Origin of the sequence: Thalassotalea ponticola, from assembly GCF_041379045.1 — a bacterium.
In the GTDB taxonomy this organism is placed as follows: Bacteria; Pseudomonadota; Gammaproteobacteria; order Enterobacterales; family Alteromonadaceae; genus Thalassotalea_A; species Thalassotalea_A ponticola.
On record NZ_CP166871.1, the window covers coordinates 2,619,461 to 2,643,727 of the forward strand.

General features: G+C 43.0%; 22 protein-coding genes and 4 tRNA genes. 3 read left to right on the forward strand and 23 right to left on the reverse strand.

The window, feature by feature from the left end; translation table 11 throughout:
- Positions 1-91: 91 nt before the first annotated feature.
- The 6 genes from clpP to ACAY30_RS11420 form a co-directional block, all read right to left on the reverse strand.
- Complete coding sequence (gene clpP / locus ACAY30_RS11395; protein WP_371190277.1) at positions 92-658, reverse strand: ATP-dependent Clp endopeptidase proteolytic subunit ClpP; 567 nt, start codon at positions 656-658, stop codon at positions 92-94.
- A 175-nt stretch (positions 659-833) separates the two neighbouring features.
- Positions 834-2,138: a trigger factor gene (tig, locus tag ACAY30_RS11400; protein WP_290252734.1), complete on the reverse strand. Its 1,305-nt coding sequence runs from the start codon at positions 2,136-2,138 to the stop codon at positions 834-836.
- A gap of 538 nt (positions 2,139-2,676) precedes the next feature.
- Positions 2,677-2,753 (reverse strand) — tRNA-Pro (locus tag ACAY30_RS11405).
- 12 nt (positions 2,754-2,765) lie between these two features.
- Positions 2,766-2,841, reverse strand: a tRNA-His gene (locus ACAY30_RS11410).
- 7 nt (positions 2,842-2,848) lie between these two features.
- Positions 2,849-2,925, reverse strand: a tRNA-Arg gene (locus ACAY30_RS11415).
- 59 nt (positions 2,926-2,984) lie between these two features.
- Positions 2,985-3,061 (reverse strand) — tRNA-Pro (locus ACAY30_RS11420).
- A 336-nt stretch (positions 3,062-3,397) separates the two neighbouring features.
- Between ACAY30_RS11420 and folD the strand changes: the two genes are divergently transcribed.
- Both folD and ACAY30_RS11430 read left to right on the forward strand, forming a co-directional pair.
- Positions 3,398-4,252, forward strand: a complete 855-nt coding sequence (folD, locus tag ACAY30_RS11425; RefSeq protein WP_290252733.1) for a bifunctional methylenetetrahydrofolate dehydrogenase/methenyltetrahydrofolate cyclohydrolase FolD — start codon at positions 3,398-3,400, stop codon at positions 4,250-4,252.
- Between the two features lie 298 nt (positions 4,253-4,550).
- Positions 4,551-5,483: a DUF808 domain-containing protein gene (locus ACAY30_RS11430; RefSeq protein ID WP_290252732.1), complete on the forward strand. Its 933-nt coding sequence runs from the start codon at positions 4,551-4,553 to the stop codon at positions 5,481-5,483.
- Positions 5,484-5,623: 140 nt separating this feature from the next.
- On the opposite strand, the gene ribBA is transcribed toward ACAY30_RS11430, so the two are convergent.
- The 14 genes from ribBA to trmJ all read right to left on the reverse strand — a co-directional run bounded on the left by ribBA (position 5,624) and on the right by trmJ (position 17,747).
- Complete coding sequence (gene ribBA, locus ACAY30_RS11435) at positions 5,624-6,733, reverse strand: bifunctional 3,4-dihydroxy-2-butanone-4-phosphate synthase/GTP cyclohydrolase II (protein ID WP_290252731.1); 1,110 nt, start codon at positions 6,731-6,733, stop codon at positions 5,624-5,626.
- Positions 6,734-6,737: 4 nt separating this feature from the next.
- Entirely contained in the window at positions 6,738-7,400 is a 663-nt protein-coding gene (locus ACAY30_RS11440) for a riboflavin synthase (protein WP_290252730.1), read from the reverse strand.
- A gap of 38 nt (positions 7,401-7,438) precedes the next feature.
- The gene (gene ribD, locus ACAY30_RS11445) at positions 7,439-8,551 is read right to left on the reverse strand and encodes a bifunctional diaminohydroxyphosphoribosylaminopyrimidine deaminase/5-amino-6-(5-phosphoribosylamino)uracil reductase RibD (protein ID WP_290252729.1); all 1,113 of its coding nucleotides are present in this window, start codon (positions 8,549-8,551) and stop codon (positions 7,439-7,441) included.
- Between the two features lie 17 nt (positions 8,552-8,568).
- The gene (nrdR, locus tag ACAY30_RS11450; protein WP_290252728.1) at positions 8,569-9,027 is read right to left on the reverse strand and encodes a transcriptional regulator NrdR; all 459 of its coding nucleotides are present in this window, start codon (positions 9,025-9,027) and stop codon (positions 8,569-8,571) included.
- 128 nt (positions 9,028-9,155) lie between these two features.
- On the reverse strand, positions 9,156-10,412 hold the full coding sequence (gene glyA, locus ACAY30_RS11455; protein WP_290252727.1) for a serine hydroxymethyltransferase: 1,257 nt from the start codon (positions 10,410-10,412) through the stop codon (positions 9,156-9,158).
- Between the two features lie 204 nt (positions 10,413-10,616).
- On the reverse strand, positions 10,617-10,955 hold the full coding sequence (gene fdx / locus ACAY30_RS11460; protein WP_290252726.1) for an ISC system 2Fe-2S type ferredoxin: 339 nt from the start codon (positions 10,953-10,955) through the stop codon (positions 10,617-10,619).
- Positions 10,956-10,957: 2 nt separating this feature from the next.
- Positions 10,958-12,823, reverse strand: a complete 1,866-nt coding sequence (gene hscA, locus ACAY30_RS11465) for a Fe-S protein assembly chaperone HscA (RefSeq protein ID WP_290252725.1) — start codon at positions 12,821-12,823, stop codon at positions 10,958-10,960.
- A 25-nt stretch (positions 12,824-12,848) separates the two neighbouring features.
- A complete protein-coding gene (hscB, locus tag ACAY30_RS11470) occupies positions 12,849-13,373 on the reverse strand; it encodes a co-chaperone HscB (protein WP_290252724.1) in 525 nt (174 codons plus the stop codon).
- Between the two features lie 46 nt (positions 13,374-13,419).
- Positions 13,420-13,743 (reverse strand): iron-sulfur cluster assembly protein IscA, encoded by a 324-nt coding sequence (gene iscA / locus ACAY30_RS11475; RefSeq protein WP_290252723.1) that lies wholly within the window; start codon positions 13,741-13,743, stop codon positions 13,420-13,422.
- 3 nt (positions 13,744-13,746) lie between these two features.
- Entirely contained in the window at positions 13,747-14,130 is a 384-nt protein-coding gene (gene iscU, locus ACAY30_RS11480; protein WP_290252722.1) for a Fe-S cluster assembly scaffold IscU, read from the reverse strand.
- A 30-nt stretch (positions 14,131-14,160) separates the two neighbouring features.
- Positions 14,161-15,375 (reverse strand): IscS subfamily cysteine desulfurase, encoded by a 1,215-nt coding sequence (locus tag ACAY30_RS11485; RefSeq protein WP_290252721.1) that lies wholly within the window; start codon positions 15,373-15,375, stop codon positions 14,161-14,163.
- 31 nt (positions 15,376-15,406) lie between these two features.
- Positions 15,407-15,913: a Fe-S cluster assembly transcriptional regulator IscR gene (gene iscR, locus ACAY30_RS11490; RefSeq protein WP_290252720.1), complete on the reverse strand. Its 507-nt coding sequence runs from the start codon at positions 15,911-15,913 to the stop codon at positions 15,407-15,409.
- A gap of 209 nt (positions 15,914-16,122) precedes the next feature.
- Complete coding sequence (cysE, locus tag ACAY30_RS11495; protein WP_290252719.1) at positions 16,123-16,929, reverse strand: serine O-acetyltransferase; 807 nt, start codon at positions 16,927-16,929, stop codon at positions 16,123-16,125.
- Positions 16,930-16,994: 65 nt separating this feature from the next.
- On the reverse strand, positions 16,995-17,747 hold the full coding sequence (gene trmJ / locus ACAY30_RS11500; protein WP_290252718.1) for a tRNA (cytosine(32)/uridine(32)-2'-O)-methyltransferase TrmJ: 753 nt from the start codon (positions 17,745-17,747) through the stop codon (positions 16,995-16,997).
- A gap of 352 nt (positions 17,748-18,099) precedes the next feature.
- On the opposite strand from trmJ, the gene suhB reads away from it, so the two are divergent.
- Positions 18,100-18,906 (forward strand): inositol-1-monophosphatase, encoded by an 807-nt coding sequence (suhB, locus tag ACAY30_RS11505; RefSeq protein ID WP_290252717.1) that lies wholly within the window; start codon positions 18,100-18,102, stop codon positions 18,904-18,906.
- Between the two features lie 1,027 nt (positions 18,907-19,933).
- Here suhB and ACAY30_RS11510 read toward each other — a convergent pair.
- The 3 genes from ACAY30_RS11510 to ACAY30_RS11520 all read right to left on the reverse strand — a co-directional run bounded on the left by ACAY30_RS11510 (position 19,934) and on the right by ACAY30_RS11520 (position 24,194).
- Positions 19,934-20,887 carry a hypothetical protein gene (locus tag ACAY30_RS11510; protein ID WP_290252716.1) on the reverse strand — a complete coding sequence of 318 codons (954 nt, stop codon included), beginning with the start codon at positions 20,885-20,887 and terminating at the stop codon, positions 19,934-19,936.
- A gap of 25 nt (positions 20,888-20,912) precedes the next feature.
- Positions 20,913-21,713, reverse strand: a complete 801-nt coding sequence (locus ACAY30_RS11515; RefSeq protein ID WP_143579692.1) for a hypothetical protein — start codon at positions 21,711-21,713, stop codon at positions 20,913-20,915.
- Between the two features lie 450 nt (positions 21,714-22,163).
- Complete coding sequence (locus ACAY30_RS11520; RefSeq protein WP_290252715.1) at positions 22,164-24,194, reverse strand: winged helix-turn-helix domain-containing protein; 2,031 nt, start codon at positions 24,192-24,194, stop codon at positions 22,164-22,166.
- Positions 24,195-24,267: the final 73 nt, after the last annotated feature.

The following is a 24,267-nucleotide window of genomic DNA, read 5'->3' on the forward strand; positions in this document are numbered from 1 at the left end:
ATACACCCATTATAGCTGGAAAACGGCTATTATAGCGTGCCAACAGAGCCTTTGTTGCTCGTGATGTTGTCGCTTAATTGATCGGTCGCGATTAACGCTGGGTTAAAATCGCATCGACCAAACCGTAATCTACAGCTTGTTGAGCACTTAAAAAGTTATCGCGATCGGTATCTTTGGTAACTTTTTCTAAATCTTGTCCGGTGTGTTCTGCCATGAGGCGATTCAGCTTGTCTTTAACGTATAAGATTTCCTTGGCATGGATTTCAAAATCTGATGCCTGACCTTGGAAACCGCCCAGAGGTTGGTGGATCATAACGCGGGAATTAGGAAGACAAAAACGCTTGCCCTTTTCACCTGCAGACAACAAAAATGCGCCCATACTTGCCGCTTGCCCCATACACACGGTGCTCACGTTAGGCTTGATAAACTGCATGGTATCGTAAATAGCCAAACCTGCCGTTACGCTGCCGCCCGGTGAGTTGATGTACAGATAAATGTCTTTTTCTGGACTTTCCGATTCAAGGAACAAAAGCTGAGCGACAATCAAATTTGCCATGTGCTCTTCAACTTGACCGCAACAAAAAATGACGCGCTCTTTTAACAAACGCGAATAAATGTCATATGAACGCTCGCCCTTGGATGTTTGTTCAACAACCATAGGAACCAATGCATTTTCAATTGGTGAATTATTATTAGAGTGAATCAATGAAAATATCCTTAAAATGTAAAAATGGCTTATATGAACACATATAAGCCATTTAAGCCACTGCCATTGACATTGTCAATGCGTGAGACGTGTAAACCGGTAATTATTGTAATTTTTCTATCAACAATTACGCTTGTGGTGTCATTACGTCTTTAAATGCAGTTTCTTTTTCAACTACGTCAGCTTGTTCAAGAATGAAGTCAACAGCTTGCTCTTCTAAAGCAACGTGCTGCATTTGCTGAAGTAGTTCTTGGTTGTTCATGTAGTAATCGATAACTTCTTGTGGATCTTCGTATGCCGATGCCGCAGTTTCGATTAACGCTTTTACGCGCGCGTCGTCTACTTTAAGTTCGTTAGTTTTGATTACTTCACCTAAAAGAAGACCTACTTTTACGCGACGCTCAGCTTGTTCAGTGAACATTTCTGCAGGTAGCTGTGGCATGTTTTTCGGATCAACTTGACCACCAAAACGCTGCATAGCTTGTTGACGAAGTGCGTCAACTTCTTGGCTTACTAGGGCTTTTGGAAGCTCAATTGCATTCGCTTCAACTAAACCGTTCAACACTTGCTCTTTTACCTTGCCTTTTACAGCTTGGCCTAATTCGCGTTCCATGTTTTTCTTAACTTCTTCGCGAAGTGCGTCTACACCGCCTTCTTCAACGCCGAATAGCTTAGCAAATTCATCGTCGATTTCAGGTAATACTGGGCCTTCAGTTTTGTGTACAACAATATCAAACTCAGCGTCTTTACCTTTTAGGTTTTCAGCGTGATAGTCTTCAGGGAAAGTAACGGTGATGGTTTTCTCTTCACCTACTTTCATACCAGTGATTTCTTTTTCAAAACCTGGGATCATACGACCTGAACCTAGTTCAAGTTCAAAACCTTCAGCTTTGCCGCCTTCGAATTCTTCGCCGTCAACGCGACCGTTGAAATCGATAGTAAGCTTGTCGCCTTTTTTGGTCTTGCGCTTGTTCTCTTTCCAAGTTTTGTGTTGGTTTTGTAACGTCGTGAACATTTCTTCTAAGTCAGCGTCAGTTACTTCAACAACAGGCTTTTCAACTTTAATTTTGTCTAAACCTGAAACTTCTAGTTCTGGGTAAACTTCGAATGTTGCTTCAAACGCTAACTCTTTGCCTTCTTCGTTGCTCTTAGCAACAAACGCAGGACGACCCGCTGGGTTCAACTTTTCAGCGACAATCGCTTCAACAAAGTGACGTTGCATAAGTTCACCAGCAACTTCTTGACGAACAGATGCACCAAAACGCTTCTGAATTACAGAAGCAGGTACTTTACCTGGACGGAAACCTGGAGCTTTATATGTTTTAGCGAATTGACGCAGACGGTTTTTAACTTCTACATCTACGGTTTCGGCAGGAACGGTAATAGAAACCTTGCGCTCCAAACCTTGAGTAGTCTCAACTGAAACTTGCATTTTTATACCTCAATTTATGGCGTGTCTCGCCTTTAATGCATCTTATTAGTAAACAAAGCGCTTACCGTCAGTCCACAGTCATACGACTGTGAATGAAAGAGCGAATGCATCACTCTCTGTAAAAGATGTTCGAGCGACCCAATTAGTTGGGTTCGATTTAAATGTGACGCGGAATTATAGCCGTGCTACTGCCCGCTGTAAACACCTGCTGGTCAACAATTACTCGCCAATTTTTAATCAGCGATTGAAAAAATAATAAATCGCTAGGTTCGGTTAAATTTGTCGGTATAGATTTTGTTCAAATGAAAAGGTATTTATTCGAGACTCGGTGACAAAATTGAGTAGTAAAGCTTTGAATAATTTAAATTTTATCTAATATAGCAACACCGTTTTGCCAAATGTGAGGTTGAACACAAAACGATAGTGAAATCACAATACGTGGCAAAACGCCATCTCGTGTTGATAAAAAAACACTAACAGAGTGATTTACACGACAAATTTAAATTTAGATATAAAAAGCGATACGCTAAGAGAAGAGTGGTCGGTGATGTAGGATTTGAACCTACGACCCCTTGGACCCAAACCAAGTGCGCTACCAAGCTGCGCTAATCACCGACGAAAGATAAATGGGGTGGCTGATGGGACTTGAACCCACGACAACCGGAATCACAATCCGGGGCTCTACCAACTGAGCTACAGCCACCACTGAATGGCACGCCCTGCAGGAGTCGAACCTGCGACCCACGGCTTAGAAGGCCGTTGCTCTATCCAGCTGAGCTAAGGGCGCATAACACCTTACAGGTTATACCAACTTATCGAACTTGAAAAGTTGCATAAGGAAGAAAGTGGTCGGTGATGTAGGATTTGAACCTACGACCCCTTGGACCCAAACCAAGTGCGCTACCAAGCTGCGCTAATCACCGACATTCTCTGCCTGTTGAATCGCTGTTGCGTCTCAACGGGGCGCATATTACCTATGTGCTTTGCGGTCGTCAAATGTTTTTTTCTAATTTTTTATTGTTCGTACAATTTTAACGCAACCACTGAGATAGGCGGTGAAAAAAACAGCAAACATACGACCGTTCACTTACTTTAGTTACGATTTTTGTGCTTTGCCAGATCAACAATGTTGCAAAATGTAATCCAATCGTTTTATTTATTTACCCAATATGCCGTCAAACACTACACGGCAGTTATAAAGTATGAGAAAATAGCGCCGTCTTTTTTGCCACCCACTTAAACACAACAGATTAAAACCTATGTCTGCAAATATTATCGATGGTAAAGCCATCGCTCAACAAATTCGCACCAACGTAAAACAAAAAGTTGAGGCTCGCCTTAACCAAGGTAAACGCGCACCTGGCCTTGCCGTCGTGCTTGTTGGTGAAGATCCAGCGTCACAAGTCTATGTTGGTAGTAAACGTCGCGCTTGTGAAGAAGTCGGCTTTATCTCTAAGTCGTACGACATGCCAGCGACGACGACCCAACAAGAGTTATATCAGTTAATTGATCAGCTAAATAACGATGATCAAGTAGATGGTATTTTAGTGCAACTGCCTTTGCCAGAGGGGTTAGATGCCAACTTAATTATTGAACACATTAGCCCAGAAAAAGATGTCGATGGTTTTCACCCGGCCAACGTGGGTAAATTGTGTTTGCGCCAACCGGGTCTGCGCCCGTGTACACCAAAAGGCATTATGACATTAATTGAGTCGACGGGTGTTGATACTCACGGCTTAGACGCAGTCGTTGTAGGTGCATCAAATATCGTCGGCCGACCAATGACCCTTGAATTGCTGCTTGCAGGTTGCACCACCACCACCACCCATCGCTTTACCAAAGATCTAGAGCAGAAGGTTCGCGCGGCTGATCTAGTTGTCGTTGCGGTAGGTAAACCTGAGTTTATTCCAGGTGAATGGATCAAACCAGGTGCCATCGTGATCGATGTCGGTATTAATCGCCTTGAAAACGGCACATTAGTTGGCGATGTAGAATTTAGCGTTGCCAAAGACAACGCGTCATTTATTACACCGGTTCCCGGTGGCGTCGGTCCAATGACCGTGGCAAGCTTGATTGAAAACACTCTGATTGCGTGTGAACAATCGGGTCGTTAATTCAACCTCTAGCTAGATACAACGCGATCAACATCACTCGTAAAACGCAGCACTAGCTGCGTTTTTTTTTGCGCTGGCCAAAATTGCGCTGTTCTTATACAAAGCTCTCATACTCGTCTCTTAAGCCAAGCTGTTGTGACAGCAATTCTCAATACTAACGTTTGGCCAAGCGAAATCTTGAGTTTGATTTATATTGACTAAAAACCCGACAAACTTGTATACACTTACTTGTATACACTCAATAATTGAGCATATGTTTCAGGATATGCATTATTGATCAAACGAAAGAGGGACTCCTATGGCCGGTACAAGCTTATTGGCATTGATAGATAAAATCGCTGCGGCATTAGACGATGTCGCTGTCTTAACCAAAGTTGCGGCAAAAAAAACGGCCGGGGTGCTTGGCGATGATTTGGCACTGAACGCTCAACAAGTCACAGGGGTTAGTGCCGACAGGGAGCTGCCGGTTGTCTGGGCCGTTGCCAAAGGATCGTTTATCAATAAACTGATATTAGTCCCCAGTGCATTAGTGATCAGCAGTGTAGCGCCTTGGCTGATCACCCCATTGTTGATTTTAGGTGGTTTGTTCCTGTGCTTTGAGGGGGTCGAAAAAATCGTTCACAGCTTTTTTGAAGACAAAGAGCAATCAGAGCAACAACATCAGCAAGATATCCAAGCTTTAGTTGATGAGTCCGTTGATATGGTGGAATACGAGCGCGACAAAATCAAAGGCGCGATCAAAACAGACTTTATTTTATCTGCTGAAATCATTGTCATCACCCTCGGGACTGTACAAGGCAAAACCCTGGTTGAACAGGCCAGTGTGGTATCACTGATTGCGCTGTTAATGACTATTGGTGTTTATGGTTTAGTGGCGGCTATAGTCAAGCTAGACGATGCTGGGTTACACCTAAGCCAGGTGAGTGATCACGCTCGTTTTGCCAAATTTAAACAAAACCTTGGACGTCGGCTGTTGTCATTTGCGCCAAAACTAATGAAAGGTCTTGCCATTGTGGGCACCGCCGCTATGTTCCTCGTTGGTGGTGGCATTATTGTTCATGGTATTCCCGCTATTCATCACGGTTTGGAATGGCTATTGGCTCAAATAAACGGTCTGTCGTGGCTTGTCTCCCCATTGTATAACGCCATTATCGGTATCATCGCCGGTGCCATCGTACTTAGCGTGGTAAAAGTGATACAAAAAATCACCAATAAACCCGTCGACGCATGACCCAAGCTTAATTCGGTTATCGCGCCTAGACTGTTAACACGGGCCTAAACACACACACCTGTGCCGACTAAAAAGCCAAGCAAATGCTTGGCTTTTGGGTACGGAGTGCACTGTTTTGGCTCACTGAGCCAAATAGAAGTTTACTCGGCGATGTATTCAACAATTTCTAAACCAAATCCGCCCAGCGAGTGATACTTTGATTGCGAAGTTAACAAGCGCATTTTACCAACACCTAAGTTGGCAAGGATTTGTGAGCCCACCCCGACATTGCGCGACCCCACGTGTTTTACCACTTCATTGATTTGCTCGCCATTGTCTTGCGCAGCGTAGTTCTTCACTTGCTCAAGTAATTGCTGTGGCGATTCGTGTTTACCGAGTAACACCAATACCCCACCCTCGTTACCAATTTTTTCTAGGGCGTTGTGTATTGGCCACGTGGTCTTGCTGTCGCGGGTTGAAAATAACAAGTCGCGAAACGTATTTTCCAAGTGTACGCGCACCAACGTTGGCTTATCTGCCTCAATCTCCCCTTTGCTCAAGGCAAAGTGGGTCATACCGTCAATGGTGTCAGTAAAGGCAACCAGATCAAACTCGCCGTATTGGGTTGGTAATTTACACTCACTTACACGGCTGATCGTCGTTTCTGTAGCGTTGCGATATTCGATTAAATCGGCAATGGTACCCATTTTAATACCGTGTTTTTTGGCAATCACTTCCAAGTCTGGACGACGTGCCATGGTGCCGTCTTCATTGAGAATTTCAACAATAACCGCCGCTGGTTCACAACCGGCCAATCGAGCCAGATCGACGCCCGCTTCCGTGTGACCGGCGCGATTTAATACCCCGCCATCTTTAGCAATCAACGGAAAAATATGGCCGGGTTGGACAATTGATCGGTGATCGGCATTGGGGTCGCAGGCAGCGAGAACAGTGGTGGCGCGATCAGCAGCAGAAATCCCCGTTGTGACACCACGTGCTGCTTCAATCGAAACAGTAAAGTTAGTGGTAAACTGAGCATCGTTTTTGTCTACCATCAATGGCAGCTTCAACTTTTCGCACTTTTGACGCGACATTGGCATACAAATTAAACCGCGACCATAAGTAGCCATAAAGTTAATCGCGTCAGGGGTTACCTTTTCTGCAGCCATAATGAAGTCACCTTCATTTTCGCGATCTTCATCATCCATCAAGATAACCATTTTACCCAGTTTTATATCTTCGATGATTTCTTGTGGGGTATTTAACGTCATAAATTTAACCTTTTATAAAGCCACTTTTGAGCAATAATTCTTCTGTTACACCGGAGCGTGCGCTCGACGGCTGTTGTTGGCAAAGCAACAAACGTTCAATATATCGAGCCACTACGTCAACTTCTAAGTTAACTTGACTGCCAACTTGATAGTCAGCAATGATGGTTTCTTCTATGGTGTGTGGCACAATGGTTAAGCGAAACTGATTATCACTCACATCGTTTATGGTGAGAGAGGCACCATCCACCGTTATTGAACCTTTTTGCGCTGCGTATTGTTTTATGTCATGCGGCATCTCAAGCCAATACTCGCTCGCATTACCGACTTTGTCGATACGGCGCACAATACCAACGCCATCGACATGACCGCTGACGATATGCCCACCAAAGCGGGTTGTTGGTAACATAGCTTTTTCTAAATTAACACGGTCGCCTGCTTGATAGTTGGCCAGCCCGGTGTGAGTCAATGTCTCCATCGACACATCGGCACTGTAACTGTGTTGGTTATAATCAACCACGGTCAAGCAAATGCCGTTGGTGGCTATTGAGTCACCGAGCTTGACGTCAGCCATATCGAGCTTACCGGTGTTCACAGTAATTCGAGCTCCTTGACCACTAACCTTGATTGACGCAATCGTTCCTATCGCCTCAATAATTCCGGTAAACATACTATTTCCTATTTAAAATCTCTATCCTAAGGTTTCGCTTATGCTTTAGCTACTTGGCAAATAAAGCGAACGTCACAGCCTATTTTGCGAACGTCATTAATAGTCAGCGAAATCGCGTCTGACAATGCCGACAGCCCAGGAATTTGTACTAATCCTTGCGCCTCATCCGACAGTAACTTGGGAGCCTGATACAGAACCAGTTCATCGACCAATCCGGCGGCGAAAAAAGCTCCCGCCAATCTACGGCCACACTCCAACCACAGTTCGTTCAAACCGCGTTTTGCCAATTGCGCCATCACGTCGTGCAAGTCGGCAAAACCCTTGCTTTGCTTAACCTGTATTTGTTCGACAAAATGCGGCCATTGTTGGTCATTTTCAAGTTCTGTGCGTATTAAAATTATTGGCGCTTCAACAGAAAATAACAACAAATCAGGTGTTAAGCGTTGCTTAGTATCAATAATAATGCGAATTGGTTGACGGATTTTAGCATCATCAGCGCTGCTATCACTATTCAACTCGGCGCCTCGCACATTGAGTCGAGCATTATCGGTAATTACCGTATCTGCGCCACTGATAATAGCACAACTTCGCGCGCGAAACGCTTGCACATCACGTCGCGCTTCAGCCGAGGTAATCCATTGACTCTCACCGCTTGCCATCGCTGTCTTGCCATCCAAACTGGATGCTAATTTACAACGCACTAGCGGCAAGCCTTGCGTATTGCGTTTAATAAAGCCGGGATTGAGCTGACGGCAGGCCTGCTCAAGAACCGGTCCGGTAACTCGAATATCAGCATTGATCAAACGCTCAATTCCTCGACCGCTCACCAGCGGATTGGGATCTTGCATACCGTAGATCACGTGTGCGACACCTGCGTCAATCAGAGCTTGAGCACAGGGCGGTGTACGGCCGTGGTGGCTGCACGGTTCAAGCGTAACGTAGGCCGTTGCTCCACGCGCTTGTGCACCGGCCTCTGCAAGCGCATTAACTTCAGCATGGCCCTGCCCCGCTTTGATGTGATATCCCTGGCCAACAATGTCGCCATTATTTACGATCACACAACCAACTCGCGGGTTTGGCGATGTGCTATACAAGCCATTACGCGCCAACTTAATGGCTAATTGCATGTAATATTCGTGGTTGTTAATCATCTCAATGACACCATTGGTTATTTTTTATCGTCGCCAAGGCGGGCGATTTCTTCACCGAACTCTCGAATATCTTCAAACGAGCGATACACCGAGGCAAAGCGCACATAAGCGACCTTATCAAGCGCCTTTAATTCATCCATGATTATGGTGCCGAGTAATTCACTACTCACCTCTCGCTCACCTGTCGCCCTGAGTTTGGATTTAAGGTTGTTCACTGAGGCTTCGATTTGCTCGACACTGACCGGTCGCTTTTCCAATGCTCGTAACATACCGCTGCGCAGCTTATCTTCGTTGAAAGGCTCGCGAGTACCATCGCGTTTAATGATTCTCGGCATCACCAACTCCGCCCCTTCAAATGTGGTAAAGCGCTCGTGACATTGCAAGCACTCACGTCTGCGTCTAATTTGGTGGCCGTCACTGACTAACCTTGAATCGATGACTTTGGTTTCCGTTGCTGAACAAAATGGACAATGCATAGCTATTCCTGCGTTCGCTTATTTGGGTTACAACCTTATATTAAATCGTGTTTTGTTAGCGATTACTACCAACTAGAAAAAAAATGGCCGCTCAAGCGACCATTTTTTTTGTTCTTTATAGCACCTGATTACGCGTAAACAGGGAATCGTGAACAAAGCTCGATAACTTTTTCACGAACCGCATCAATTGTCGCTTCGTTATTAATGTCATCAAGAATATCACAGATCCAACCGGTAAGTTCAGCCGTTTCCGCTTCGCCAAAGCCGCGACGAGTGATTGCTGGTGTACCTAAACGCAAACCTGAGGTAACAAATGGTGAACGAGGATCATTTGGTACTGAGTTCTTGTTTACGGTGATAAACGCACGGCCTAGAGCTGCATCAGCGTCTTTACCAGTGATGTCTTTATCAATCAAATCAAGCAGCAACAAGTGATTTTCGGTGCCATTTGAAACAACTTTGTAGCCGCGATCTTGTAGTACGCGGACCATAGTTTTAGCGTTGTTTAATACGTTTTGTTGGTACTCTTTAAACTCTGGTGCTAATGCTTCTTTAAATGCTACCGCTTTTGCTGCGATGATGTGCATTAATGGACCACCTTGGCCACCAGGGAAAACCGCTGAGTTAAGCTTTTTGTAAATTGCTTCGTCGCCACATGCCGATAAGATAAGACCGCCACGAGGACCCGCTAATGTTTTGTGCGTTGTGGTAGTAACAACGTGTGCGTGTGGCAGTGGGTTCGGGTATAAACCTGCCGCGATAAGACCAGCAACGTGGGCCATATCAACCATAAGGTAAGCGCCAACTTTGTCAGCGATTTCACGAAAACGCGCCCAGTCAACAACACCAGAGAATGCAGAGAAACCAGCAACAATCATCTCAGGCTTGTGCTCTAGTGCTAAACGCTCAACTTCTTCGTAATCGATATCGCCAGTTTCTGGGTGTAGACCGTATTGAATAGGCTCGTACATTTTACCAGAAAAGTTTACACCACTACCGTGCGTTAAGTGACCACCATGCGCTAAGCTCATACCAAGTACTTTAGCGCCCGGCGTACAAAGCGCCATAAATACTGCAGAGTTTGCTTGTGAACCTGCGTGCGGCTGTACGTTAGCGTATTCAGCGCCAAATAGTTCACAGGCACGTTTGATTGCTAACTCTTCGGCGATATCAACAAACTCACAACCACCGTAGTAACGCTTGCCCGGATAACCTTCAGCGTATTTGTTGGTTAGCTGTGAACCTTGAGCTTCTAATACGCGAGGACTGGTGTAGTTCTCTGAAGCAATAAGTTCAATGTGATGCTCTTGGCGTTCAACTTCTTTGGTCATTGCTTGATACAATTCTGGATCAAAATCAGCAATGTTCATATCACGAGTTAGCATGGGTTTTCCTCTAACGAAATGGTGTAATAAAAATTGGGGTTATTTTGCCCGAATGTAACCGAGATGTACACGCTATTTGTGGCAATTTTGGCGAAAAACATCAGCAAGCGCCAGTCAATTACATTTCGTTAACAGTCACTCGTCGCCTATTGTTCTGTGCATACAAAAAAGGCCCCGAAGGGCCTTTTGTCAGTTCTGAAATCACTAGTGATTTTCCGATACCATATTCACCGTGTATTTGGGAATTTCAACGACTAAGTCTTCATCTTTAATGATCGCCTGACAACCCAGTCGCGACTCGGGCTCTAATCCCCATGCCTTATCGAGCATATCGTCCTCTAATTCATCACTTTCAGGCAATGAATCAAATCCTTCACGTACGATCACATGACACGTAGTACACGCGCATACTTTTTCACAGGCGTGTTCAATATGAATGTCATTTTGCAGTGCTACATTCAAGATGCTCTCACCGCTGTTTGCTTCAACGGCCAACCCTTCAGGGCACAGTTCTTCATGGGGAAGAAATATAATTTGTGGCATGATTAAACCTCATCTACCGAATGGCCTGCTAGGGCGGTGCGAATAGACGAATCCATTCGACGCTCTGCAAACGTGGCCGTAACTTTATCAACCGCTGCTATTGCAGCCTCAATAGCGGCAGTATCCGTGGTTTGACTTACCTGTTGTAGGTCAGCCAATGCTTGATTAATTTTTGCTAATTCCGCCTCTGACAACAATGCCTGTGCATCTTGGGCAAGGGCAGCACTAACACTTTCATAAACGCGATCGGCTTCCACCTGCTGCTCTTTGAGCATGCGTGCGTCCATATCACCTTTGGCGTGTTGCATCGAATCTTGTAACATGGTGACGATGTCGTCTTCGCCCAAGCCAAACGATGGTTTTACTTGGATAGAGGCTTCAACTTTGGTTGATTTTTCCATCGCGCTGACGCTGAGTAAACCATCCGCATCCACTTTAAAAGTAACGCGTATATGGGCAGCCCCTGCCGTCATTGCCGGTATGCCACGCAACTCAAAACGGGCCAGTGAACGGCAATCGTCAACCAGTTCGCGCTCACCTTGTAGAACGTGGATTGCCATCGCCGTTTGACCGTCCTTGAATGTAGTAAACTCCTGTGCTTTAGCCACTGGGATCGTCGTATTGCGAGGAATAATTTTCTCGACCAAACCACCCATAGTCTCAATACCTAGCGACAGCGGGGTTACATCGAGTAGTAGCATGTCGCTATCCGGCTTGTTACCGACTAACACATCGGCTTGAATGGCTGCGCCTAAGGCAACAACTTTGTCTGGGTCTATCGACGTCAATGGCTGACGATTGAAAAACGCAGCCACTTGTTCGCGTACCAAAGGCACTCGAGTAGAACCGCCAACCATGACCACTTCAAGCACCTCATCTTGGCTCACGCCAGCGTCTTTTAATGAACGACGGCAGGCTCGCAATGTTGTGTTTACCAAGGGTTGAATAAGCGCGTTAAACTGAGCTCTGCTAATATCAAATTGGACAACCGTATCGTCTTCAAGAGTTAACTGGCAATTGGTTTGCTCAGCGCTTGATAAGGCCTCTTTAACCGCTTTAGCTTGCATCAACACCTGACGTTCTAAGCCGTGCGACAACGGTCGTTGTAATCCTGCTTGCTCAACGATAAGGTTGGATAACACGTGATCAAAGTCATCGCCACCGAGCGCCGAATCGCCACCGGTAGCCATCACTTCAAACACGCCTTTATTCAGGCGCAAAATGGAAATATCAAACGTACCACCACCCAAATCGTAAACGGCAACAACGCCTTCTTGACCACTGTCAAGACCATACGCTACCGCTGCAGCAGTGGGTTCGTTCAACAGTCGCAACACGTTTAAGCCGGCCAATTTAGCAGCGTCTTTAGTACTTTGGCGTTGAGCGTCATCAAAATACGCAGGTACGGTTATAACCACCCCTTGTAACTCGTCACCAAGTGACATTTGCGCGCGCTCTGCTAAAGTTTTCAAAATATCCGCTGATACTTGTACTGGGTTTTTCACCCCTTGACGGGTATTGATAGACGGATGCGACTCATCGCCAACAAACTCATATGGTAGCGACGGGTACTTTTGCTGGATATCAGCTAACGAACGACCGATTAGTCGCTTTGCCGATACAATGGTATTTTGCGGGTCTTCAATGGCAAGTGCATTGGCGCTGTCGCCTACCAGTACTTGTTTGGCCTGGTAGCTGACCACAGACGGCAAAATGTCCTTGCCATTTGCGTCGACAAGCGTCTTTGGTAAACCACTCATCACGCTAGCAACGAGTGAGTTGGTCGTACCTAAGTCTATTCCTGCAGCGAGTTTGTGTTGATGGGGAACACTGCTTTGTCCCGGTTCAGCAATTTGTAGTAATGCCATAGCTAATATGTGTTTTTTCGTTGTTCTAATCGAACAACTTGTCCTCTATTCGCTCAAGTTCTAATTGCAATTTTTGGTAAAATTTCAATTTTCTCAGAAGTTCTGCGGCTTGGTCATTATCTGCCTCAGTTGCGGTTGCGATAACGCCTTTAAACTGCTGCCACAGTTGCTGCGATTGCGTATCAAGCTCTTGCTGAGCGGCAAATAACGCGGCATCGGGATCACTGGCATGCTCAACGTCAGCCAACATTTCGCGCAGTTCCATTTGTTGCATTAAAAAACCGACATCAGCAAAGCTCTGTTGCTCAGACGGCAGCTCAACACCGCGCAACGTCAATAGATACTCACCGCGTAAAATGGGATTTTTAAGAGTTTGAAACGCGTCGTTTATTTCTGCTGACTTTTGTACCGCACGCATCTTATCTTGCGCCGATGAATGCGCAAAACGGTCTGGATGGACCGTTTTTTGTAATGCTTGATACGTTGCTGACAATTGATTGAGATTGACCTCGAATGTTGGTTCAAGGCCAAACAGTTGAAAATAATCCAAAATGATATTCTCTGTTAGTGATGAAAAAAGGCGTTAACAACGCCTATTACACACTGAAGCTCTCGCCACATCCACATTCGCCTTTGGCGTTAGGGTTAGTGAATTTGAAGCCTTCGTTCAAACCTTCTTTAACAAAGTCTAGCTCGGTGCCGTCAAGGTGAACCAGTGACTTGCCATCAACGATAATTTTTACATCGTCAATGTCAAACACTTCATCATCTGCGTTAAGTTCGTCAACAAACTCCAACACATAAGCAAGACCTGAACAGCCCGTTGTTTTAACACCAAGGCGAAGGCCTAAGCCTTTGCCTCGGTTATTTAAAAACGTCTTCACTCGCTCTGACGCCGCTGGTGTCATTGAAATTGACATAAACTAGCCTTCTTTCTTCGCTTTGTAGTCTTCAATTGCCGCTTTGATTGCGTCTTCCGCTAAGATAGAGCAATGGATTTTTACCGGCGGTAAAGCCAACTCTTCTGCGATAGCGGTATTCTTAATTTCCGCCGCTTCTTCAATTGATTTACCTTTAACCCACTCAGTTACTAACGAGCTTGAAGCAATTGCAGAACCACAGCCGTAGGTTTTGAACTTGGCATCTTCAATGATACCTTGGTCATCAATTTTCAACTGCAGCTTCATTACGTCACCACACGCCGGTGCGCCAACCATACCGGTTGCAACACTTGCATCATTTTTGTCAAATGAACCAACGTTACGTGGGTTCTCGTAATGATCGATAACTTTTTCACTATAAGCCATAATGTACCTCTAAATTCTTCTCTCGCGTTGCTAGTGAGCAACCCACTCAACTTTTTCTAAATCAACACCGTCTTGGAACATTTCCCATAACGGCGACATTTCACGTAAGTGATTAATCGCGTTTTTAATCAGGTCTACGGCGTAATCCACTTCTTCAGGTTTGGTGTAACGACCAAAGCTAAAGCGAATTGAACTGTGTGCTAACTCGTCGTTCAACCCAAGCGCACGCAATACATACGAAGGCTCTAGACTCGCAGATGTACACGCTGAGCCCGACGACACAGCTAAGTCTTTAAGTGCCATGATCAGTGACTCACCTTCGACAAAGTTGAAGCTGACATTTAAGTTACCAGGGTAACGCTGTTTGAAGTCACCGTTGACAAACACTTGTTCCATGTCTTTGATCCCAGCCCATAAGCGATCACGCATTGCCGTTACGTGCTCAAGATCTTGTTGCATCTCGTCCTTGGCAATACGACACGCTTCACCAAAACCAACGATTTGATGAGTTGGTAGAGTACCACTGCGCATACCGCGCTCGTGACCACCACCGTGCATTTGCGCTTCTAAGCGAATACGCGGCTTGCGACGTACATACAATGCACCGATGCCTTTTGGCCCGTACATTTTGTGAGCCGAAATAGATAATAGGTCGATCTTCAATTCTTGTAGGTCAACTGGAATTTTACCCACTGATTGTGCCGCATCAACGTGGAATACGATCTTGCGTGAGCGACATAATTCGCCAATAGACGCTACGTCTTGAATTACACCAATTTCGTTGTTTACGTGCATGATTGACACCAGTACGGTATCGTCGCGCATCGCCGCCTCTAGCTTAGCCAAATCGATTAGACCATCAGCTTCAGGTTCGAGGTAAGTTACTTCGTAACCTTGACGCTCTAGCTCGCGACACGTATCAAGAACCGCTTTGTGCTCGGTCTTACTGGTGATAATGTGTTTGCCTTTTTTACCATAAAAATGCGCCGCACCTTTAATCGCTAAGTTATCAGATTCAGTAGCACCCGATGTGAATACGATTTCACGCGGATCGGCATTGATAAGTTCAGCAATTTGATTGCGTGCAATATCAACGGCTTCTTCAGCCTGCCAACCAAACTTGTGCGAGCGAGATGCCGGATTGCCAAAACAACCGTCGGTGGTTAGGTATTGCATCATTTTTTCAGCAACGCGTTTATCAGTCGGTGTTGTTGCTGAATAATCAAGGTAAATTGGTAACTTCATTAAAAATTCTCTCTTACGTAAACGAGGCGTCTTACCACTCGTTGATAATGCTTTTCGTTGATATCACGGTGCCAACTGTCTTTTGCTGATGATTGCTCATATACTCAGCATCTTGGCGTTCCGATACTTTCTTCACATCGCCTTGATTAACCAGCTCACTTAATGTGATGTTACTGAGAAAATCGGCAATGCGTTCACTTAAATCATTCCATAAATTGTGGGTTAAACACTTGTGCCCACCTTGACAGTTGCCTTGTCCTTGACAACGGGTAGCATCCACTGTTTCGTCAACCGCTTTAATTACATCGGCAACGGCAATTTTTGCCGTACAACGACCTAGGCGGTAACCCCCACCAGGCCCGCGCACACTGCTCACTAGACCGTGCTTGCGCAACTTAGAAAACAGCTGTTCCAAATACGACAACGAAATACCTTGTCGCTCAGAAATGTCTGCTAACGGCACCGGACCGCTTTCGGCGTGAATAGCCACATCCAGCATAGCCGTAACCGCGTAGCGACCTTTCGATGTCAGTTTCATGTGCTCACCCTGAAAAAATACACCAAACCGCGCTTTGTATTCCTACAAAGGTCAGTTGTTAAGTAAGGATATTTAGCGCAAAATATCACGTGATTATCGTTAATGTCGCGCATTTTACTTATCCGCATAGAATAGTCAACTAAATACCCGTATAAAATAGTCAAATTAATATCTGACTATTTTACTCAGGAATTAATGATACGGCAAGTTTAAATTTTTGGATCGAATTTTTCTCGTTCGATTTGACGACGCTTAGCAGCGTCTTGCTCTGCTTCAGCGAACTCACTAACGCGGAGCTCTGGCAGCTCATCTTCACAGACGTTACCACCGAGTTTGTTAAGCTCACAGCTCATTTCTTTTAATTTTGCGTCCATCAAGTGTACGTGGTCGAGCACTCGACCAATCGCTTTGGCTACGGGGTCTGGGTTATCGCTCGACACCGCATACGCATCAAAGCCATACTTGCTAGCCAACTCGTTGCGCTTTTGCAACTCAGGATCGTTGCTGTTACTCACTACCCGGCCAGGAATGCCAACGACAGTCGCGCTGTCGGGTACATCTTTAACAACCACCGCATTGGAGCCGATCCGGGCGTTATTGCCAACGTTTAATGGCCCGAGTACTTTAGCGCCCGCGCCAATGACCACATTGTTACCCAATGTCGGATGGCGCTTGCCCGCTTTCCAGCTGGTACCACCTAAGGTAACGCCGTGGTAAACGGTACAGTCATCACCTATTTCGGCCGTTTCACCAATCACAATACCCATACCATGATCGATAAAAAAGCGCCGACCAATGGTTGCTCCTGGGTGAATTTCAACGCCAGTTAGCCAACGCAAAATGGTCGACACAGTGCGTGCCAACCATTTAAAGTTTTTTTGCCATAACCAATGCGATAAACAGTGCCCCCAAATGGCGTGTAGCCCAGGGTAGTTGGTTAATACTTCAAACGTATTACGCGCTGCAGGGTCGCGGTCGAATACACTGTTAATATCTTCTTTGATTCTGGCAAACATATAAATCCTTAACTGATAGGCTGTTAATTGAGGTTGATTATCAACAACCCTATCACTGGTGACGGTTAGTTTTTCTCGGCAACCTTATCAATTGAAGCCAATATCCCGCGTAGCATTTTGAGCTCTTTACCGTCTGGACGCGCACGATTAAATAAACGACGCACTTTACTCATAATCATGCCAGGGTGCTTAGGCTGAATAAAACCGGTTTTTTTCATTGCTGCTTCAAAGTGCTCATAAAAGCGTTCGGTCTCATCAACTAACGGATATTGTTCAGCATCGTCATCCGAGGTCTCAGGCGTCGCTTTATTTGCGTACTGAGCTGATTGCTGCTCGAGATAATTCATCCGCACTTCATAACTTAGCGTTTGCACCGCCATAGCCAGATTCAGAGAGCTGTACTCAGGGTTTGCCGGAATACACACGTGGTAGTGACACAGCTGAAGTTCGTCATTGGTTAAGCCGCTACTCTCACGGCCAAATACCAAGGCGACAGGATAGTTATGTCCCTCTTCAGTCATTTTAGCACCGCACTCTCTCGGCTCAAGCATTGGCCAAGGTAAAGTGCGAGAACGGGCGCTGGTACCAACCACTAACCCACAATCACTGATCGCTTCTTCTAACGTGTTTACCACTTTGGCGTTGGCGAGTACATCGGTTGCGCCAGCGGCTAACGCCTGCGCTTGCCCATTTGGCATTTCAATAGGATCGACCAAATAAAGGTTGGTTAACCCCATGGTTTTCATCGCTCGTGCCGCACTACCTATGTTGCGACAATCAGACGTATTGACTAAGACTATTCGAACGTTATCTAACATAATTTGATTCTGTTATTGGAAAATTGCCTCGATTTTAGCATAGCCTAAATACTGATGTCGTTAGTTTTAGTCCCATGTGGTAACAAAAAAGATCAAAAAGTAACCATGATAAAAGTGCGACTTTTACCTCTGTGCTCGATCAACTTAACCTGCATTGAGTCGTTGTGTATAAAGGCGTTCAGTTGATTATTTAGCATCTTGCACTATAACTTTATAACCAAGATTAACTGGCTTAATCGCTGTATCGCTTTTTACAATTGCTTTTGTTATACTGCGCGCCGTTTTGCACACTAGCGAATGAGCCTAGTCGAACCCGTTCTTTATTGTTCTTTCTAAAATAAGGTAGTCACACATGCATCCAATGCTGAATATCGCCGTGCGCGCTGCGCGCAGTGCCGGTAACGTTATTGCTCGTTCTTTTGAGCAGTCAGATAAAATTGAAGTTGAAGCCAAAGGTCTTAACGACTTGGTTACCAATGTTGATAAGCAAGCAGAGCAAATCATCATTGATACTATTTTAAAGTCATACCCTGAACACTCTATTGTGTCAGAGGAACGTGGTGTTATTGCCGGTTCAAATGCTGACTACCAATGGATCATCGATCCACTCGATGGTACCACTAACTTTATCAAGGGTATCCCTCACTTTGCCGTTTCAATTGCCTTAAAATACAAAGGTAAATTGGACCAAGCCGTTATCTACGACCCAATTCGCGGAGAGCTTTTCACAGCGAGCCGTGGTAAAGGTGCACAATTAAACAACAGCCGTATTCGTGTAAGTAACATGAAAGAAATCAACGGTAGCGTACTAGCAACAGGTTTCCCATTTAAGCAAAAAGCAAGTGCAGATGCTTATCTAAACATGTTTAAAGATTTATTCACCAAAACCGCCGACATGCGCCGCGCTGGCTCAGCCGCGCTAGATTTGGCCTATGTTGCCGCCGGTCGTGTAGACGGATTCTTTGAGTTGGGCTTAAAACCATGGGATACCGCTGCCGGTGAACTACTGGTCATCGAAGCTGGTGGTTTGGTTACAGACTTTAATGGCGGTACTAATCATGCAAAAAGTGGTAACACCGTAGCGGCTAACGCGCGCGTATTAAAGCAACTGCTAACCGATATTCGTCCGCACTTAACACCATCGATGATCAATCGCTAATTGACGAGCGTCATCTTGCCGTAACAGGCTACCTAGGTTGGACTAAAAGAAAACTGGAGATCTAAGTACTTAGGTCTCCAGTTTTTTTTAAATTAATTTCAATAACTTAAAGTTAAACAGCTCGCTCCCCCCTCTTTGCCAGAACAATACAAAAAACTCATTACAAAACAATGGACTAGTTGGTTTCTGCAAGCCTAAACCATAGCAATACGCTTATTTCACTGGCTGCTTTGTGCCAGACAGAGTCGCTCAAATAATTAAAACAATTCAGCGTCATCCCATCATGCTTTTGGATGGGATCTCCTTCAATTCCGATGTGCCTTGACCGGCAGCTTTGTGCCATTAAGAGTTATTAACTAAATCAGAAAAATTAAACCGTCATCCCATCATGGTTTTGGATGGGAACTCCTTCAGTTTCGATGTGTCTTGACCGGCAGCTTTGTGCCAGGAACGGTCTGTTAGCAATTGCTAATATACCAATATGTTACTACTACCAGCGAGGTAAATATTGAAGAAAAGTTCAAGAAATATTTTACGGAGTCGATTAACTGCACATGCTCAATCCTTCTCACTTCAGATATTACAATGCCCAATACCACACAATATAGCTGTACCAAAAGGAAGAATTGATATAGACCACCGAATTAGAGGATGATAACACTATTTTCTGTTTATCAGGAGCTTACGCTAGATTAGACAAGCAAACTGGGAAGAAAAAGCACTTACGTGGGTTATCGCAATTGAATTTTCGAGTCATCTACTATCAATCTGCTGGTGTAATATAGCAAGTAACTAAAAACCACCCAGTGTTTGCGTTATGCCAGATAAACTGCTTTCAGGTATACAAAAAACTAAAAAATTAAGTAGGGCGACAATAATCAGCCCCAATTTAATTCGAGCCCATAATTTAGGGGTGCCGCCCCACATTTTTACTTATTTATTTCCCTGGTAATCACCCCAAAAATACAGTACAAAGAGATAACCCCCTGTTTCTTCAGGATAGTTGCACTTCGTTCAATCTCGTTGATTAATAGAGCAAATTTTCAATCCAATCAATGTTACTTAAATATTCTAAAGAAGCATCAGTCCATTTATTATTCGTAAGATCAACTTCGGCTAGCGAAGGGTTAAACGAAAAGTCAATTTCAGTGAGATGATTTGAAGAAAGATTTAAATTCTCGATATTAGGTAATAGGCTGAGATCTATATTTCCCAACTCGTTACTTTCTAAATTCAACGTTATTAAAGACGGTAAATCTAAATCTACAAATTGAATATCACCTTCAACAATCAATTGAGTTAAAGCCTCATGATTTTTAAGAGTTAGAGAAGAAAACCTTGCTCCTGTAATAACTACTTCAGTTAGCTTCTCGTTATATTCCAATGAAAGTGATATTAAACTTCCTTCACTAACTAGCCCATTTCCGTCTTCATCAATGTAAAAAAACTTCGTATACAAATGCAAAGATTCCAGCTCACTTAAATTAATTAAATCAATTGCTTCCAGAGGACTCTCGCTAATAGTAATTTCTTTTAACTTAACCGCATTGGAAACATCGACTGTGGTTAGTAATAGGTTATTTTGCAGATCAAGTTCTACTAGGTTTTCTAAATTATTAACATCGAGATAATTCAGTTTTGAAGATGTTAGAGCGAAGTTCCTAATCCCAGGAAAGTCATATGCATTAATGATGCTGCTATTACCTACTCCATGGAAACCAACACTCGCTAGGTTTGGAAAGTTTGCAAGATCTGCAGTTGTGTCTATATACGTAGCATTACAGAAAAATTCAACTAACTCGTCCGCATAAACAAGTCCATCATCTGAAGATGATGCCAACACACATTCTTTAACGATATCTGAAGTAAAATCAATATCTTCTATTTTTAACCGTTTGTCATTGTCGTCAGAACAAGCCGACGCCAATAAGGTTGAAAGTAACAATAAATAAATTCTGTACATGTTGTTAATCGCTAGCATTAAAAGGCTAGCTCCTCCTGAAGTATTAAAGACCTGCTTGCTGTTTTAAGCTTGCGAGAGATGAAGTGTAATTTGCGCCTTTAAATTGATCTTTATATGACGAAATCAGTTGATTCTTCTTATTATTCGCTGCATTGTAACCAAACGAACCATGATGTTGGTATCTATACCAATATGTAGCGCCGTCTATTTCGTCACGTACCTTATAGTCATAACAAATGGCTCGAATTGTACAGTTTGTGGTTTGATGAGAAGTCATTCGAACTTCACCATTAATATAGCTATCCGTGTCATTCCCTGCTTGAAGGTATTTATTGTAGAGGGGTTGTAATGAAGACTCTAAGTCTTGTTGATCAAACTCCCCTGTGTTAACTAATTCCTCGAAGAAAGAAACTCTCAACCCAATAGCTACGCCAAGGTGACCAGTTAATAAATAATGATCTGTTACATTGATAGGGTTAAAAGCGGCGTGATTAACGGCGTTTGAGGTTTGATTTTCTACACTATCTAAATTGAAACCACTACTGCTTTTCGAATATACAGACATACTATCCGCAGCCGAATCAATAGTCTGTTGCAAAGCAGAGACTTGAGTTACGCTCAAAGAGCCGACAACAGTATCTTTGATCTCTTGGACTTGTGCATTAGAAAGTCCCGTATAGACGTTAACTTCAAACAGACTATTTATAATTCCAAAATTACCAGGGGAAGCAGTTACAAGATTTTCTGCAATATCATCAAATATGAAAATTGATGCGTTCGCTTGAGAAGTAAATGCTAACGATGCAGCTAAAACTACATTTTTTATTTTCGTAGACAGTTTCATTTTGATTTTTGTCCTTCAAACGTAATGAATTTTTATTATGCAAGTTGAAGCAAAGCCAACTTCAAATTCATTCTCACGTCATCAACAAAAGAATTAAAGAGGGGAGCGGCACTCCCCATAAAATCAAAATATTTTTTACTGAGGCAATATTTTCCCAATAAAAGCTCTGTGCATAGGCTAGTCCTCTTTTTCACACCAAGGTTTAGGTTGGCAAAGAGTTTCAGGATCATCAACACTCAGTTCGATATGAGCAACGACACTCGTGCTAATGCTGGCCATAAATAGACAATTTGCGGTTATCAATAATGCAAAAGTTTTTTTGATCAACATAACAATGTACTCCTAACTATGAATTCATCACAGATAGTACGCAAATTCATTAAATTATCGTGTATAAAATTCACTCTATTTTATTGGGAATTTATTGCTAGTTATTTATATAGCTTATATTTAGTGCCTTTTTAATGTGTAACTGCTTACGTGAGAGTTGTTTGCGGTATGTTTACTAAAAAGAATAGACTCATCATAAAGTGAAAAGTTCCATACCCCTTTAAATGGCAAATTTATGTTTTCTATCTCATCAGTATCCATATCAAACTTAAGAAGCGACTCCGCAGATGCAAAATAGAGCTTCCCGTTCGAATATTCCCAACTATTGTTGGAAGAGATTTCATGTTTAGCTTTGTACTTAACGACATCTTCTAGTTTCATTGAAGAGTTGAATATTTTAATTAATTGATCCCCAGTCAAGTACCCCGCATATTTATTCTCAAGACAATCACTTTTAACTAAATCCACATTGGAATTAATTAGAGATACTTTACCCTCTTGATTTAAATAAAGGTTAGTCAAGCCTTTCGAGTGAATAGTATATAATATCGCTCGACCATCGCATGCAAAAACAGCACTCATAACCTTTCCTTCAAAGGTATGAATAGGTTTAATAACTAAATTTTGAATGTTGAGTGTGAATACATTGAAATTTTTGATGAAAAGAAGGTTTTCGCCATCATTAGAAAACGATAAATTGCTTAAATTTTTATCTTCATCATAAGAGGTCAGTTGAGTTAATTTTTCTTTACTCTTTAAATAAATTTGAGAAACTCCTGTGCGGTTTGAAGTGAATGCAATTTGGTTATGTTTATTCATTACAGGTTCTTTATCTAAAAACGACGACGAAATTACTTGAGAATATGTCGCAGCGCCTTTACCTATCAGCCCATGATAGATGTTATTTTTTAAACTCCTACCTTCGACAACAAGTAACTCCTCTGGCGCGATGAGTTCAGCAAAAGAAATGCGATCATCTAATGTTAAAAATGATGACTCTTTATTCGTTTTTAAATCGAAAACCATCAACTCTTCTTTTTTAGGAAATACAATTTGATTTTCATCTAACCAAAAAGCCGAAAAAACAGGATAATCTACAGTATGAAGACTCTTTGTAACACCGTCACTAAGATTTAATTTTACTAAGGAATAAACTTTAGAATTTTCTTTCCTAACTATTAATAAATCGTCTTTATTCAAATGGTGAAAATAATTAAAATCAGTCGAATGGATATCACCAGTTTTTGATTCGATTTCACCTGTATTGATATCTAGTTCATAGATATTAATTCCGATATCTTCATTTACTTTCCCAGAAAAGTAGATCTTATTTTTCAGGTTACTTATAGGTGATGTAATGATATTAGACCCACAACTAACTAAATGTGCTGTTTCTCTAAATTCAAACTTGTTTTCGTGTGTGTAAGCTACTTTATATAGTTCACAACTATCGCTCTCATGCTTTTGAATGAATATATCTTTGGTACCCTTCGCAAAACCAACAGAAGTTATATTTTCTTCGACATCGCTTTCATAGAGTATTTCCGTACTTTTAAAATCTTTGATTACAAGTTGGAACTGCCCAGAACCTTCATGCATCCGGATATAACTAATATATTTTTTATCACTTGAAATGCTCGGATAAGATATTTGACCATCTTTATAAGAAAGAAACTTCTTGCCCGTAATTTCAATGTTCTCAGGGTGAGAATTGCCCACAAAAAAAACAAAAACCAAGAGAGTAATGAAAAATAATGATAAGGCTATAATTTTTTCTGTTAATTTATTCTCTTTGGCTACTGGAGGTTGAGATTGCTCCTTTTCAATAGTGGTTTTAATTGCCGCAACAAATGAATAGCCAATTTTAGGATGAGTTTTTATATATTTGTTTCTTTCTTTGCTGCCTTCTATGTTCAACAGCTTTCTAAGTTCAGATATTGTGGAATTGATTGTGTAATCTGAGACAATTCGTTTATCCCACACATGCTCTAGTAATTCATCTCTCGTTATAACTTTATTTGGGTTAGCCAAAAAGTACATTAGAAGCTTAGCTATTTTAGCTTCCATAATAATGGACTCACCACTTTCATGAACTAAAAGAGCCTCACGCGCCTTAAAAGTCCACTTTTCAAATAAATCTTTTTCTTCCATTAACTTAGCACAAATACAACATCTAGCTTGCTAGAACTTTAACAGATATTAGTTTACTTCAACAGACCAAGTT